Origin of the sequence: Frigoribacterium sp. VKM Ac-1396 (genome assembly GCF_015350895.1) — a bacterium.
Taxonomy (GTDB): domain Bacteria; phylum Actinomycetota; class Actinomycetes; order Actinomycetales; family Microbacteriaceae; genus Frigoribacterium.
Genome location: NZ_JADKSD010000002.1, coordinates 436,305 through 450,623, shown reverse-complemented (window position 1 = coordinate 450,623; position 14,319 = coordinate 436,305). Strand labels below are relative to the sequence as shown.

At 71.4% G+C, this 14,319-nt stretch carries 15 protein-coding genes; 10 read left to right on the top strand and 5 right to left on the bottom strand.

Annotated elements, in window-relative coordinates; translation table 11 throughout:
• The coding region (locus tag ITJ55_RS09160; protein WP_228498094.1) for a hypothetical protein at positions 1-187 on the top strand (187 nt) is incomplete at its 5' end.
• 87 nt (positions 188-274) lie between these two features.
• On the opposite strand, the gene ITJ55_RS09155 is transcribed toward ITJ55_RS09160, so the two are convergent.
• Positions 275-1,018, bottom strand: coding sequence for a phosphoglyceromutase (locus ITJ55_RS09155; protein ID WP_159827656.1), 744 nt, complete (start codon positions 1,016-1,018; stop codon positions 275-277).
• 41 nt (positions 1,019-1,059) lie between these two features.
• Here ITJ55_RS09155 and ITJ55_RS09150 point away from each other — a divergent pair, with 41 nt between their 5' ends.
• Positions 1,060-1,836: a class I SAM-dependent methyltransferase gene (locus ITJ55_RS09150; protein ID WP_194595091.1), complete on the top strand. Its 777-nt coding sequence runs from the start codon at positions 1,060-1,062 to the stop codon at positions 1,834-1,836.
• Between the two features lie 87 nt (positions 1,837-1,923).
• Here ITJ55_RS09150 and ITJ55_RS09145 read toward each other — a convergent pair whose 3' ends face one another.
• From ITJ55_RS09145 to ITJ55_RS09130, 4 genes are all read right to left on the bottom strand, one after another.
• Positions 1,924-3,039, bottom strand: a complete 1,116-nt coding sequence (locus tag ITJ55_RS09145) for an FUSC family protein (RefSeq protein ID WP_194595090.1) — start codon at positions 3,037-3,039, stop codon at positions 1,924-1,926.
• 33 nt (positions 3,040-3,072) lie between these two features.
• A complete protein-coding gene (locus ITJ55_RS09140; protein WP_228498093.1) occupies positions 3,073-4,311 on the bottom strand; it encodes a folate-binding protein YgfZ in 1,239 nt (412 codons plus the stop codon).
• On the bottom strand, positions 4,304-4,927 hold the full coding sequence (locus tag ITJ55_RS09135; protein ID WP_043597230.1) for an FABP family protein: 624 nt from the start codon (positions 4,925-4,927) through the stop codon (positions 4,304-4,306). The genes ITJ55_RS09140 and ITJ55_RS09135 overlap by 8 nt, the downstream gene beginning before the upstream one ends.
• A gap of 198 nt (positions 4,928-5,125) precedes the next feature.
• Positions 5,126-5,416, bottom strand: a complete 291-nt coding sequence (locus ITJ55_RS09130) for a hypothetical protein (protein ID WP_194595089.1) — start codon at positions 5,414-5,416, stop codon at positions 5,126-5,128.
• 113 nt (positions 5,417-5,529) lie between these two features.
• Between ITJ55_RS09130 and ITJ55_RS09125 the strand changes: the two genes are divergently transcribed.
• The 8 genes from ITJ55_RS09125 (at position 5,530) to pstA (ending at position 14,272) form a co-directional block, all read left to right on the top strand.
• Positions 5,530-6,210 (top strand): response regulator transcription factor, encoded by a 681-nt coding sequence (locus ITJ55_RS09125; protein WP_194595088.1) that lies wholly within the window; start codon positions 5,530-5,532, stop codon positions 6,208-6,210.
• Between the two features lie 31 nt (positions 6,211-6,241).
• Entirely contained in the window at positions 6,242-7,072 is an 831-nt protein-coding gene (gene mshD, locus ITJ55_RS09120) for a mycothiol synthase (protein WP_194595087.1), read from the top strand.
• 208 nt (positions 7,073-7,280) lie between these two features.
• The gene (locus ITJ55_RS09115) at positions 7,281-7,499 is read left to right on the top strand and encodes a hypothetical protein (protein ID WP_054146872.1); all 219 of its coding nucleotides are present in this window, start codon (positions 7,281-7,283) and stop codon (positions 7,497-7,499) included.
• A 167-nt stretch (positions 7,500-7,666) separates the two neighbouring features.
• Complete coding sequence (locus ITJ55_RS09110) at positions 7,667-9,838, top strand: RNA degradosome polyphosphate kinase (RefSeq protein ID WP_194595086.1); 2,172 nt, start codon at positions 7,667-7,669, stop codon at positions 9,836-9,838.
• Positions 9,835-10,776 carry an NUDIX hydrolase gene (locus ITJ55_RS09105; RefSeq protein WP_194595085.1) on the top strand — a complete coding sequence of 314 codons (942 nt, stop codon included), beginning with the start codon at positions 9,835-9,837 and terminating at the stop codon, positions 10,774-10,776. The genes ITJ55_RS09110 and ITJ55_RS09105 overlap by 4 nt, the downstream gene beginning before the upstream one ends.
• A 226-nt stretch (positions 10,777-11,002) precedes the next feature.
• Positions 11,003-12,103 (top strand): phosphate ABC transporter substrate-binding protein PstS, encoded by a 1,101-nt coding sequence (locus ITJ55_RS09100; RefSeq protein ID WP_370544097.1) that lies wholly within the window; start codon positions 11,003-11,005, stop codon positions 12,101-12,103.
• 112 nt (positions 12,104-12,215) lie between these two features.
• Positions 12,216-13,178: a phosphate ABC transporter permease subunit PstC gene (gene pstC, locus ITJ55_RS09095; RefSeq protein ID WP_137847466.1), complete on the top strand. Its 963-nt coding sequence runs from the start codon at positions 12,216-12,218 to the stop codon at positions 13,176-13,178.
• The gene (pstA, locus tag ITJ55_RS09090; RefSeq protein ID WP_194595084.1) at positions 13,178-14,272 is read left to right on the top strand and encodes a phosphate ABC transporter permease PstA; all 1,095 of its coding nucleotides are present in this window, start codon (positions 13,178-13,180) and stop codon (positions 14,270-14,272) included. Before pstC ends, pstA begins: the two co-directional genes overlap by 1 nt.
• The last annotated feature ends 47 nt before the right edge of the window (positions 14,273-14,319 follow it).

The following is a 14,319-nucleotide window of genomic DNA, read 5'->3' as shown; positions in this document are numbered from 1 at the left end:
GGTCGACCGGCTCGCGGCCGGCGGTCGGCACCCGGCGCACGGCACGGTCGAGTCGGCCCGGGCCGCCTGGCCGACGTGGGCGGCCGGCGCCGAGCCGCTCGGCGGGTGGCCCGTGATCCGCGTCGACACGAGCGCTCCCGTCGACATGGACGACCTCGTGATGCAGATCAGCGCACGCTTCGTCTGACCGCCGCCTCGTGGTGCCGACCAGCACCGCCGAAGGCGCCCCCCGACCCGGGGAACGGGTCGTGGGGCGCGGGGTCTTCGGCAGGAGCTACTTCTTGCCCTGGTTCGCGACCGCGGCAGCACCGGCGGCGGCAGCCTCGGGGTCGAGGTAGCGGGCCGGGCCGGTCGGCACGAAGTCGTCGTCGAGCTCGTAGACCAGGGGGATGCCCGTGGGGATGTTCAGCTCGGCGATCTCGTCGTCGCCGATGCCGTCGAGGTGCTTCACGAGCGCGCGCAGCGAGTTGCCGTGCGCGACGACGAGGGTGACGTCGCCCGCGGCCAGGCTCTCGGTGATGTCGCTGTGCCAGTACGGCAGCATGCGCTCGATGACGAGGGCCAGCGACTCGGTGCGCGGGGCGTCGATGCCGAGCTCGGCGTAGCGCTTGTCGTGCGCCTGCGAGAACTCGCTGTCGTCGTCGAGCGGGGGCGGCGGCACGTCGAACGAGCGACGCCAGGTCTGGAACTGCTCGGGGCCGTACTGCTCGAGCGTCTGCGCCTTGTCTTTGCCCTGCAGCGCACCGTAGTGGCGCTCGTTGAGGCGCCACGAGCGCTTGACGTCGATCCAGAGGCGGTCGGCCTCTTCGAGGGCGATGTCGGCGGTCTGGATGGCGCGGGTCAGGCGCGACGTGTAGAGGATGTCGGGCAGCAGGTCGGCCTCGCGCAGCAGCTCGCCGGCACGCTTGGCCTCGGCGCGGCCCTGCTCGGTGAGCCGCACGTCGACCCATCCGGTGAAGAGGTTCTTCGCGTTCCATTCGCTGTTGCCGTGCCGCAGGAGGATGAGGGTCGAAGTCATGCCGCCAGCGTATCGCGACGCTCCGATGGCAGACTCGGTGCATGCCCATCGGTTCCGTCACGCGCGGCACGACCGGCACCAACCGCCTGCGCCGCGTCGACCGCTGGATCGCCGCCCACCCGTCGTTCCGGCGCGCGGACGACCCGCTGGTCGTCGACCTGGGGTACGGCGCGAGCGCGACGACTCCCCTCGAACTGCACCAGCGCCTCCTGCGGGTCCGCGACGACGTCGAGGTCGTCGGCATCGAGATCGAGCCGGAGCGCGTGCGGCTCGCGAGCCTGTCGGCGCGACCCGGGGTGAGCTTCCGGCGGGGCGGGTTCGAGGTGCCGCTCGACGGCGACCGACGGCCGGCGGTGATCCGGGCGTTCAACGTGCTGCGGCAGTACGACGAGTCGCAGGTGGCCGACGCCTGGGCGTTCATGACCGGGCGCCTGCAGCCCGGCGGCGTGCTCGTCGAGGGCACCTGCAACGAGGTGGGCCGCGTGGCGAGCTGGGTCGACGTCACGCCCGAGGGGCCGACGACGTTCACGATCTCGTTGCGGCTCGCCGGGCTCGAGCTGCCGTCGGTCGTGGCCGAACGCCTGCCCAAGGCGCTGATCCACCGCAACGTGCCGGGCGAACGCGTCCACGACCTGCTCGTCGACCTCGACCGGCAGTGGGCGGTCGCCGCCCCGCTCTCGGTCTACGGGCCGGTGCAACGCTGGCTCGCGACGGTGCAGGGGCTGCGCGACGCGGGCTGGCCCGTGCAGGGCGGTCGGACGCGGTGGCGGCTCGGCGAGCTGTCGGTGCCCTGGGCGGCGGTCGCACCGCGCCCGTGAGCGGTGGGCGCGCGCGGGACGGGGGCGCAGCGTTTGCGCGCCGGGCGCACGACTCGTCAGGCGCTCGAGCAGCGGGTGCGCGACGCGTCAGACGCGCGCGAGCCGGGCGCGGGCCTCGTCGTGGTCGAGCCCCGTGGCCATCAGCAGGTCGACGAGCAGCGGCCGCATCATCAGCACGACGATCGCCTCGGTGACGGGTGCGCCGGGCAGCACGACGGTCGGGTCGAGCCGCCGGGCCACCGCCGTCAGGGCCTCACGGGCGACGGGCCGCTGTTCGACGTCGTGGACCGATCGGCCGAGCACCGCGACGGCTCGCGCGGTCGAGTCGAGCAGGTCGGCCAACGCCGACCGGTCCACGCCGTCGCCGAGCTGGGTGTCGAGGCGCCTGGCGACCACGCGGAGGTTGCGGACGGCGAGGTCGACGTAGCGCCGCACCGTCGCCTGCTGCCGCAGGTCGGGCAGGCGCGACCGCAAGAACGGTGACAGCCGCGCGATCGACTGCGCCGACTCGAGCGTCGACGACCAGTCGTCGAGCACGGGCTGGGTGCCCCGGAGGCGACCGAGTGCGTCGTCGGCCCGGGGCGCGTCGTCGGTGCGCAGCGCCGCGACGAGCGCGGTGAAGGCGTGGTCGACCTCGTCGAACAGCCGCCGGGCGTCGTACCGGGCGAGCCCGACCGGGTCGCGGGGCACGACGGCCGTGACGAGCAGGGCCACCGCTCCCCCGACGGCTCCGTCGATGCTGCGCACGAAGGCCCCGCCGTCGGGGTCGGGCAGCAGCATCACGAGCATCGACTGGGTCGCGGCCGCGACGGCGAACGCGCTGCTCGCCGAGAAGAACCGTGCGACCAGCAGGGTCACGAAGAGGACGAGGGCGATCTGCCACAGCCCCTTGCCGACGATCATCAGCAGCACCTCGCTGAGGGCGATGCCGATCAGCACGCCGACCGCGTTCTCGAGCACGCGACGCGGGCGGGCGTCGCGGGCGAGGCCGAGCGACGAGATCGTGATGGTCACGGCCAGCAGTGGGATCGCGTGCCCGAGGGCGTAGTGCGTGATCCCGTATGCGCCGGCGACCGCGAGCACGATCTGCACGACGGCCGGCCCCGACGCGATGGTGCGGGCCGTCGCGTCCTTGAGGTCGAAGGACGAGGAGGCGCGGTGCCAGCCGCGTCGCAGCCCGCCGCCGCGCGTCGGCCCGGTCACGACCGGGCCCGCGTGCGCTGCCTCACCGGGCCGTCAGCGACGGACGGCGCCGAGGCGCGGCAGCCGCGGCACGCCCGCGGCGGCGCCGGCCGAGGCGGGCACGACGATCTCTTGCGCGGCGGCGACGAGGAGGTCGTCGGCCACGACCGCGAGCGGTGCCGCCTCGTCGGTGCCGCGCTTGACGAGGGCCAGGGCGATCGGACCGAGCTCGTGGTGCAGGGCGACGCTCGTGACGTGACCCACCGACTTGGGCGCGGCGGCCTCGGCAGCCTCGGCCGCGCCTCCTGCGGTCTCGGCCTGTGGCAGGACGTCGGCCGTGGCGGACGGGGCCAGGACGACCTCGGCGCCGCGCTCGGGCAGCACGCCGTCGCTGCCGTCGAGGTGCAGCATGACGAGCCGACGGGGCGGGTGACCGATGTTGTGCACCTTGGCGACGGTCTCTTGGCCGCGGTAGCAGCCCTTGGCGAGGTGCACGGCGCTGCGCATCCAGTCGAGCTCGTGCGGGATGGTCCGCTCGTCGACCTCGGTCGCCAGGCGCGGGCGCCAGGCCTCGATGCGCAGGGCCTCGAGCGCGAGGGTGCCCGCGACGGCGAGGCGGTCGGCGGGCAGGGCCGCGAGCGCGTCGAGGTCGGAGCGTCGCACGAGGGTCTCGCGGTAGGTCCAGTCGTGACCGGGGTGGTGGTCCGGGTCGGCGTAGCTGTGACCGCCGACCGTCACCTCGTGCCAGGGGTCGACCCAGACGAGAGCCGTGTCGATCGAGGTCATGACCGGGACGAGCGGGTCGGTGCCGTCGGCACCGCCGGTCAGGTCGTGCATCGAGCCGATCGTCGCGACGTCGCCCGTGCGGTCGGCCACCTCGACGCGCAGCATGAAGCGCATCCGGTCGAGCCAGGAGCCGAGGGGGCCGACCTCGGAGCGTTCGACGAGCAGCCACGCCGTCTCGCCGTCGTCGACGACGCGGGCGGCGTGCTCGAGCCGGCCGTTGGCGTCGAGCAACAGGGTCTCGGTCGAGACGCCGGGTGCCAGGCCGACGAGCGCCTGGCTGGTCAGCGAGTTCAGCCAGCTGAGCCGGTCGGGCCCGGTGACCGTCAACACGCCGCGGTCGGAGAGGTCGACGACCGCGGCCCCACGAGCCAGCCGGCGTTGCTCGCCGAGCGGGTTGCCGTAGTGCGCGGCGACGCCCGACCCGTCGTCGACGAAGCCGTCACGCACCGAGAACGGCGACACCGCAGGAGGCGCGGCGTCGGTGGGGGGACCGCCCGCGTCAGTCAACGCGCGCCAGCTGCCCCGACGCGTGCGAGCGCAGTTCTTGCCCGAGGGCCGCGATGTCCCATGCCCAGAAGAGCTTGCCCTCGACCAGGCCGTACATGCGGGTGGCGGCCGAGTACTCTTTCGCGTTGCTCGACCGGACGACGGCGTCGGTGGCCAGGTCGATGCGAGGACCCTTCACCCGGCCGAGGTAGAGCTCGTTGACGCCGGTCGGGTGGGCGATCTGCACCTCGAGGCCGAAGCCGTCGTCGGGCGTCCGCAGGATCTCGACGGCGCGCGCCGAGGTGAACGGCTGCACGCCGACGCCCGGCAGCATTCCGGGGCCCCGGTCGCCCGGCTCGGCCGGTCGCTCGAGCCGCCAGTAGCCGGTCTCGCTCGTCAGGGGCGTGTGCTCGTCGTCGAGCAGCCAGGTGAACGAGCTGTAGTTCAAGAAGGGCAGGCCGTCGTGGCTGAAGCTGATGCGCTGCCCGAACTCGTGGGTGCGCCGTTCGGTGCCCGGCTCGGAGTCGGGGTCGCCCTCGCCGATCTTGTAGTCGACGACGCCGGTGCCTTGCCAGACGCCGATCAACCACGAGAGGGGGACGAGCTCGGACGGCAGGTCGGTGGGGATGTCGATCATGGAGCGGTCAGCGCCGTCGCCCGAGCGTCAACGCTGCCCCTTGAACAGCTTGAGCAGGACGACGACCGAGACGAAGCCGATGGCGAGGGTGGCGAGGCCGAGGAGCCCGATGTAGAACACCTCGAGTGCGAGCAGGGAATCCATGACGTCGAGCCTACCCGGCGACCACCGGGGTGCCCAGCCCTTCGGGGCGACCGTTCAGACGAGGGCGAGGACGCCCGTGACGACGGCCAGGATGACGAGGCTGCCGCAGGTGCTGAGCATCGTGCGCGAGACGAGGCCGTCCTTCTGGCTGGTGGCGAGCTGCAGCACGAAGGTGAGCACGATGGCGCCGCCGAGGGCGAGCACGACGTGGTCCCAGTACTCGGCGGCGGGTGAGTACAGGCCGATCAGCACGGCCGCGACGAGCGAGGCCACCCACACCGGGACGACCGTGATCGGCTTGAGTCGCGCCGTCGTCGCGTCGACGTCTCGTTCGCCTGCCTGCACGGTGCACCCCTCGTTCGTGTCCGCCGTTCTGCCGACCTGCCCTAGCATCGGATGGTCGGAGTGGCGGGGTCTCATGTTTTAGACTGCTCGACAGTACATTCACTGGAGGTCGTGTGGCGCAGCTCTTGGTACTGACCTCTGCGGGCGGCCCCGACGTCCTGCCGTCGCTCGCCCTGCTCAGTCACCGTACCCGGCAGATCCCGGCCGAACCCGCACAACTGGTGAACGCCCCGTCGAGCGACCTGATCTTCGTCGACGCGCGGGCCGACCTGGCCAGCGCCAAGTCGCTCTGCAAGATCCTCCGCACCACGGGTGTCACGGTGCCCCTCGTCCTGGTGCTCACCGAGGGCGGTCTGACCGCGGTCAACAGCGAGTGGGGCGTCGACGACGTCATCCTCGAGACCGCGGGGCCCGCCGAGGTCGACGCCCGCATCCGCCTGGTCACGGGGCGCCTCGCCCAGTCGCAGACCGGCTCGAAGATCCACGCGTCCGGCGTCGTCATCGACGAGGCGAGCTACTCGGCCAAGGTGCACGGTCGCCCCCTCGACCTGACCTTCAAAGAGTTCGAGCTGCTGCGCTTCTTCGCCACGCACCCGTCGCGCGTCTTCACCCGCGAGCAGCTGCTCAGCGAGGTCTGGGGCTACGACTACTTCGGCGGCACGCGGACGGTCGACGTCCACGTCCGGCGCCTGCGGGCCAAGCTCGGCGACCTCGAGTCGCTGATCGGCACCGTGCGCAACGTCGGCTACCGCTTCAACGTCTACGACGACGACGCCCAGGCCGTCGTCTCGTGAGCACGGCGGTCGAGCCGAGCGCGGTGTCGTCGTGACGGGCGGGGTCGACGCGACCGGCGCCTCCTTCGTCCCGGGGCTCGCCCGGGCGGCGGCCGAGGCCGACGGCAGCCCTCCGTTCTCGGACCAGACCCTCGTCGACGTGCGGTCGGGCACCGCGACGGTCGTCGGCGACGCCCACGCGGCGGCGGTGCGGCGCGGTGACGAGGCCGAACTCGTCGTCCACCCCGACGATCGTCGCCAGGGTCGCGGAGCCGAGCTGCTGCAGCGGCTGATCGACGAGACCCACGGGCCCCTGCTGCTCTGGGCGCACGGCGACCACCCCGGTTCACGCGTGCTCGCGTCGCGCTTCGGCCTCGACGAGACCCGTCGCCTGCTGCAGCAGCGGGCCCCCGTGCCGTCGTCGCCCCGCCCGCCGCGGTTGCGCGACGGCGACCGCGTCACCGCCTTCCGCCCCGGGGTCGACGACGCGGCCTGGCTCGACCTCAACGCCCGCGCGTTCGCCGACCACCCCGAGCAGGGCTCGCTCGTGCAGGCCGACCTCGACGCCCGACAGGCGGAGGCCTGGTTCGACGCCGGCGACTTCGTGCTGCTCTGGCGGGGCGACGACCTGCTGGCCTTCTGCTGGCTCAAGCTCGACGCCGGTCAGCCCGGCGAGTTCTACGCGGTCGGCGTGTCTCCCGACCACCAGGGCGAGGGCCTGGGAGGCGCGGTGGTCGACGCCGGGTTCGCCCGCCTCGCCGAGCGCGGGGCCGACACCGCGGCGCTCTACGTCGAGGGCGACAACACGGCCGCCCTGCGGCTCTACGCGGCGCGGGGCTTCACCGACCACGCCGTCGACGTGCAGTACACCCTCGCCCGCTGAGCGCACCCGCCTGGCCTCGCCTCGCCCCGCCCCGCCCCGAGGCCCGTCTCGGGTGCCCGCCGCGCCCTCGGGGTACGAGCCGGGGTACAAAAGCAGCCTCGCGACGCCTACTCCTGGGCCCCGCCCCGACCTGCCACCGCGCTCACAGCGCCGGGGAGTGGATTGAGGCACCGCGCACGGCACGCATCCCCATCGACAGGAGAACACCATGAACCCCGTCAAGTTCCTTTCCGACCTCGGCCTCCAGAGCAAGCACGCCTACTGGGGCGGCTTCGCCTCGATCGTCATCGCCCTCGTGGCCTGGATCGCCTCGCAGGGCAAGGACTCGTCCGACAAGGCGCAGTCCGACCGGTGGGGCATCTTCATCGGCCACTGGGCGCCGACCTTCTTCGCCCTCGGCCTCGCCCTGAAGAACGAAGAGAAGTAGCAGCAGGCCTGCCCACGACGACGCCCCCGCCGACCCGGCGGGGGCGTCGTCGTGTCTGGTGACCGGCGCCACCCGCGCCTCCTCCCCCGGTCGTCGCGGATCCACACGTCATCTCGCGTTTACCCGGGACGACGCTGCGAGGCCGCCCGGGGTGGCACGATGGTGCGATGGACAGCAGCGAACCCCGCGTCGACGGCGCCGGCGTCACCCCCGACTTCCTCGACGACTTCGACGAGATCGTCAGCTTCGAGGACGGCACGCTGCCCGGCGAGCGCTACCTCGACCGCGAGCTGAGCTGGCTCGCCTTCAACCAGCGCGTGCTCGAACTGGCCGAAGACCCCACCACCCCGCTGCTCGAACGCGCGAACTTCCTCGCGATCTTCGCCAGCAACCTCGACGAGTTCTTCATGGTGCGCGTCGCCGGGCTCAAGCGCCGCATCGCGACCGGGCTCGCCGTGCCGACCAACGTCGGGCGCGGGCCGAACGAGGTGCTGGCCGACATCAGCAAGAAGGCCCACGAGCTGCAAGAACGCCACGCGCGGGCGTTCCTCGACCTGGTCAAGCCCGACCTCGACGACGCGGGCATCCACATCGAGAACTGGTCCGACCTCGAAGAAGCCGACCGCGTGCGCATGCGCGAGATCTTCACCGAGCAGATCTTCCCGGTGCTCATGCCCCTGGCCGTCGACCCGGCCCACCCGTTCCCGTACATCTCGGGCCTGTCGCTCAACCTCTCGATCCGGGTGCGCAACCCCAAGACGATGCGGCAGGAGTTCGCGCGCCTCAAGGTGCCGCAGATGCTGCCGCGCTTCGTGCAGCTGCCCGACGACGACAGCGGCCGGGTGCGCTTCATCCCCCTGGAAGACCTGATCGCCAACCACCTGCAAGACCTCTTCCCGGGCATGGAGGTCGTCGAGCACCACGTGTTCCGCGTGACGCGCAACGAAGACGTCGAGGTCGACGAAGACGAATCAGAGAACCTCATCCAGGCGCTCGAACGCGAGCTGCTGCGCCGCCGCTTCGGCCCGCCGATCCGCCTCGAGATCACCGACGACATGGACCCGGTCACCCTCGAACTGCTCGTCCGCGAGCTCGACGTGACCGACCAAGAGGTCTACAAGCTGCCGGCGCCGCTCGACCTGGCCGGCCTGTTCGAGATCACCAAGATGTCTCGGGCCGACCTGAAGTACCCCAAGCACCTGCCGACCACGGCCGTGCAGCTGCAGCCGACCGAGCCGAACATGAAGCCCGACATGTTCGCCAGCATCGCCCGGCAAGACATCCTCGTGCACCACCCGTACGAGTCGTTCGCGACCAGCGTCCAGGCGTTCCTCGAGCAGGCGGCGGCCGACCCGAACGTGCTCGCCATCAAGCAGACCCTCTACCGCACCAGCGGCGACTCGCCCATCATCGAGGCCCTCATCGACGCGGCCGAGTCCGGCAAGCAGGTGCTCGCACTGGTCGAGGTCAAGGCGCGCTTCGACGAGCAGAACAACATCACCTGGGCCCGCAAGCTCGAGAAGGCCGGGGTGCACGTCGTCTACGGGCTGGTCGGGCTCAAGACCCACTGCAAGCTCGCCCTGGTCATCCGTCAGGAGAAGGGCACGCTCAAGCACTACACGCACATCGGAACGGGCAACTACAACCCCAAGACCAGTCGCATCTACGAAGACATGGGGCTCTTCACCTCCGACGACCAGGTCGGCAAAGACCTGACGCGGCTCTTCAACGAGCTCTCGGGCTACGCCATCGAGAAGAAGTTCAAGCGCCTGCTCGTCGCACCGCGCTACCTGCGACGTGGGCTGCTGAAGCAGATCCAGAACGAGATCGAGAACGCCCAGGCCGGCCGCCCGGCGGGCATCCGCATCAAGATCAACTCGATCGTCGACGAGCAGATCATCGACGCGCTCTACAAGGCCAGCCAGGCCGGCGTGCCGGTCGACGTCTGGGTACGGGGCATCTGCACGATCAAGCCGGGCGAGCCGGGGCTCAGCGACAACATCCGCGTGCGGTCGATCCTCGGGCGGTACCTCGAGCACAGCCGTCTGTTCTGGTTCGCGAACGACGGCGACCCTCAGGTCTTCATCGGCAGCGCCGACATGATGCACCGCAACCTCGACCGCCGCGTCGAGGCCCTCGTGCGGCTGACGCAGGCCGACCACCTGACCGAGGTGTCCGCATTGTTCGACCAGGCGATGTCGGACGACACGTCGTCGTGGTGGCTCGAGGCCGACGGCACCTGGACGCGCCACGCCCGCGACGCCGACGGCCGGTCGCTGACCGACCTGCAGAACGCCCAGATGAAGGCCATCACCGTGCGGAAGCGCTCCAAGCGATGACCGTCACCTCGACGACCGTCGTCGCCGCCGGCGCCGTGTGCTGGCGCCTCGTCGACGGCAAGGTGCGGGTGCTGCTCATCCACCGCGACCACCACGGCGACGTCTCGCTGCCCAAGGGCAAGGTCGACCCCGGCGAGGCCACGCCGCAGACGGCCGTGCGCGAGATCCACGAAGAGACCGGCTACCGCGTCACGCTCGGCGCCCCGCTCGGCACGGCCGAGTACCTGCTGCCCGGCGGCCGCGACAAGGTCGTGTACTACTGGTCGGCCGAGGTGACCGACGAGGCATTCGCCGAGGCCGGGTCGTTCACGGCCAACCACGAGGTGGCCGCCATCGAGTGGGTCGGGCTCGAGAAGGCCAAGGCGATGCTCACCTACGCCCGCGACGCCGACGTGCTGCAGCGCTTCGCCGACCGGGTAGCGACCGGCACGGCACGGACCTTCCCGATCGTGGCCCTCCGGCACGCGAAGACGACCTCGCCGTCCGACTGGCACGGTTCGGACGCCACGCGCCCGCTGCTGCCGCAGGGTCGGCGCCAGGCGAGGTCGGTCGCACCCGTCATCGCGGCGTGGTCTCCCACGCGCATCGTCAGCAGCACGGCCGCCCGGTGCCTCGCCACGCTCGAGCCGCTGTCGGCGCTGACCCGCGTCGGCGTGCGCCAGACCGACGCCATCAGCCAGGACGCCTTCGAGCAGGGCACCGACGACGTCGCCGCGGTCGTCAAGAAGCGCCTCAAGAAGAAGGTCGCCGCCGTCATCTGCAGCCACGGGCCCGTGCTGCCCGAGGTCATCCGGCAGATCTCGCTGGGCACCAAGGGGGGCGACCGCATCGACCTGCGCCGTGCCTCGTCGCTCGGCACGGCCGAGTTCACGGTGCTGCACGTCTCGGTCGACGACTCGACGCTGGTCGCGCTCGAGACGCACGGCCCGGCTGCCTGACCCGCGCCTCCTCGGCTCCGCCCGGCACTGCCGACGTCGACCCCCGCCTGCGACAGGCGGGGGTCGACGCCTGTCGGGACGCGCCTGTCTCGGCCGATGTTCCCCCCTCGTTCACCTTCCGTTCACCGGGGCAGGCGACCGTGGTTAACCGTCCGCCGTAGCGTCTCGCACGGGTCGGCACCTGGCCCACAGCACCCAGCCATCACATCCCGAAAAGGACCCCCCTGTGAACTTCAAGCGCACCGGCAGCATCGTCGCGATCGCCGCGGTCGGAACTATGCTCCTCGCGTCCTGCGCCAGCAACGAAGGCGGCGCCACGCCTTCGGGCGGCGCATCGTCCAGCGACGTCTCCGGCACCATCAAGGGCGTCGGCGCCTCGTCGCAGCAGGCCGCCCAGGAGGCCTGGGTCGCTGCCTTCCAGACCGCCAACCCCGACGCCAACATCGGCTACGAGCCCTCCGGCTCGGGCAGCGGCCGCGAGAGCTTCATCTCGGGTGCCGCCGACTTCGCCGGCTCGGACCGCGCCTTCACCACCGACGAGATCTCGTCGAGCACCTTCGCGGGCTGCACGCCCGACACCGGCATCGTCGAGCTGCCCGCCTACGTCTCGCCCATCGCGGTCGTCTTCAACCTCGACGGCATCGACGAGCTCAACCTGACGCCCGCCACCCTGGCCGGCATCTTCAGCGGCAAGATCACCACCTGGGACGCCGACGAGATCAAGGCCGACAACCCCGACGCCGACCTGCCCAGCACGGGCATCACGGCCGTCCACCGCTCGGACGACTCGGGCACCACCGAGAACTTCACGGACTACCTGCACGCCACGGCCGGCGACACCTGGACCGAAGAGGCCGACGGCACCTGGCCGACCGCGTTCGGCGGCGAGGGCGCCTCGGGCACCACCGGCGTGATCGACGCCGTCACCAACGGCACCGGCACCATCGGCTACGCCGACGCCTCGCGCGCCGGTGACCTCGGCACCGTCAAGGTCAAGGTCGGCGACGACTTCGTCGGCTACTCGGCCGACGCCGCCGCCGCCATCGTCGACGAGTCGCCCGAAGAGGAAGGCCGCACCGAGGGCGACATCGCCATCGCGCTCGACCGCACCTCGACCGCGTCCGGCGTGTACCCGATCGTCCTGGTCAGCTACCTCGTCGCCTGCGAGTCCTACGAGGACGCCGCCAAGGGCGAGCTCGTGAAGGCGTACCTCTCGTACGTCACCAGCGAGGAAGGCCAGCAGGCCGCGGCCGACGCCGCCGGCTCGGCCCCGATCTCGAGCACGCTCTCGGGTCAGGTCTCCGACGCCATCGCACTGATCAAGTAACACGGCACCACCCCGGGGGCCCGGGAACGCACCGCGTGCGTTCCCGGGCCATCGGCCTGACAGGCACCGCACCACCCCGAACCCCACCCGAGCCTCCGGAGGACCCCGTCCGATGACCGCCCCCGCCACGACCTCGGCCCCCGCCGTCGTCCCGAAGCCCAAGCGACGTCCCGCCGACCGGATCTTCTCGGGCAGCACCGTCGTCGCGGGTGGTCTCATCCTCGCGATCCTGGCCGCCGTCGCGCTCTTCCTCGTCGTGCAGAGCATCCCGGCCCTCACGGCCGCCCCCGGCGAGGTCTCGCTCTCGGGTTACCCCGGCACCTTCTGGCAGTACGTCGGCCCCCTGGCCTTCGGCACCGTCTACGCCGCCGCGCTGGCCCTCCTGATGGCCCTGCCCGTCGCCATCGGCATCGCGCTCTTCATCTCGCACTACGCGCCCCGCAAGCTCGCCCAGGGTCTCGGCTACGTCATCGACCTGCTGGCCGCGGTGCCCTCGGTCGTGTTCGGCCTCTGGGGCAGCATCGTGCTCGCCCCGGCGATCCAGCCGTTCTACGACTGGCTCGTGAACACCTTCGGCTGGTTCCCGCTCTTCGCCGGCCCCGTCTCGGGCACCGGGCGCACGCTGCTGACCGCCTCGATCGTGCTCGCGGTGATGATCCTGCCGATCATCACCGCCCTCAGCCGCGAGGTCTTCCTGCAGACGCCCGTGCTGCACGAAGAGGCCGCCCTGGCCCTCGGCGCCACCCGGTGGGAGATGATCCAGATCGCCGTGCTGCCCTTCGGCCGGCCCGGCATCATCTCGTCGGCCATGCTCGGGCTCGGACGCGCGCTCGGCGAGACCATGGCCGTGGCCCTCGTGCTCTCGCCCGCCCTCGTGATCAACCCGGCGATCCTCACGTCGACGAACTCGTCGACCATCGCGGCGAACATCGCCCTGAGGTTCCCCGAGGCACACGACATCGGCATCAACACCCTCATCGCGACGGGCCTCGTGCTCTTCGTCATCACGCTGATCGTCAACTCGATCGCCCGCTACGTCATCAACCGCCGCAAGGCCTTCTCGGGAGCGAACTGATGGCCACCACCACCGCCGGCGTCCGCCGGTCCACCCGCTCGGTCAACGCCCTCACGACCGGGCGCCTGCCCAAGGCCGCGCCCCTGGTCATCCTGCTCGGCAGCTGGGTCGTCATGGGCGTCGTCTTCGCCCTGCTGAACGCGGCCGGCGTCACCGAGACCTTCAACTGGGTCGGGGCGATCGTCCTCGGGACCGTGCTCTACGCCGCGCTCGTCTTCGTCGTCGCGATGCAGGTCGAGGGCATCCGTCGCGCGAAGGACCGCGTCGTCACCACCCTCGTGAGCGCCGCCTTCATCATCGCGCTCGTGCCGCTGGTGTCGTTGCTCATCACCGTCGTGACGTCCGGGACGAACCGGTTCGACGCCGACTTCTTCTCGATGTCGATGCGCAACGTCGTCGGCGCCGGCGGCGGTGGGCTGCACGCCGTCATGGGCACCCTGCTGATCACCGCCCTCGCCGCAGTCATCTCGGTGCCGATCGGCCTGCTCACGGCGATCTACCTGGTCGAGTACGGCCAGGGCCGCCTGGCCCGCTCCATCACGTTCTTCGTCGACGTCATGACGGGCATCCCGTCGATCGTCGCCGGCCTGTTCGCCTACGCCCTGTTCGTCATCTTCTTCGGCGCGGGCGTCCGCATGGGCGCGGCCGGTTCGGTCGCCCTGGCCGTGCTGATGATCCCCGTCGTCGTGCGCAGCACCGAAGAGATGCTGAAGCTGGTGCCGAACGAGCTGCGCGAGGCGTCGTACGCCCTCGGCGTGCCGAAGTGGCTGACCATCCTCAAGGTGGTCATCCCCACGTCGGTGGCAGGCATCACGACCGGCGTCATGCTCGCCATCGCGCGCGTCGTCGGCGAGACGGCCCCGCTGCTGATCACCGCCGGCTTCACGGCGAACATGAACTACAACCTGTTCGGCGGCGCCATGCAGTCGCTGCCGGTCTTCGCCTACAGCTCGTACGTCAGCCAGGGCACCGACGCCGCCGCGTTCATCGACCGGGCCTGGACCTCGGCGCTCACCCTCATCCTGCTGGTGATGGCGTTGAACCTGCTGGCCCGCGTGATCGCCCGCGTGTTCGCCCCCAAGCTCGGCCGCTGACCCGGCCGCCCCGACCCGTACTCGACCCCGGCCCCCGCCCGGCTCCC

Excerpts from the sequence above, each read along its gene's own strand:
- ITJ55_RS09155 (WP_159827656.1), bottom strand. The coding sequence starts at position 1,018 with ATGACTTCGACCCTCATCCTCCTGCGGCACGGCAACAGCGAATGGAAC.
- ITJ55_RS09150 (WP_194595091.1), top strand. The coding sequence starts at position 1,060 with ATGCCCATCGGTTCCGTCACGCGCGGCACGACCGGCACCAACCGCCTG.
- ITJ55_RS09135 (WP_043597230.1), bottom strand. The coding sequence starts at position 4,927 with ATGATCGACATCCCCACCGACCTGCCGTCCGAGCTCGTCCCCCTCTCG.
- ITJ55_RS09115 (WP_054146872.1), top strand. The coding sequence starts at position 7,281 with ATGAACCCCGTCAAGTTCCTTTCCGACCTCGGCCTCCAGAGCAAGCAC.
- ITJ55_RS09110 (WP_194595086.1), top strand. The coding sequence starts at position 7,667 with ATGGACAGCAGCGAACCCCGCGTCGACGGCGCCGGCGTCACCCCCGAC.
- ITJ55_RS09105 (WP_194595085.1), top strand. The coding sequence starts at position 9,835 with ATGACCGTCACCTCGACGACCGTCGTCGCCGCCGGCGCCGTGTGCTGG.
- pstC (WP_137847466.1), top strand. The coding sequence starts at position 12,216 with ATGACCGCCCCCGCCACGACCTCGGCCCCCGCCGTCGTCCCGAAGCCC.
- pstA (WP_194595084.1), top strand. The coding sequence starts at position 13,178 with ATGGCCACCACCACCGCCGGCGTCCGCCGGTCCACCCGCTCGGTCAAC.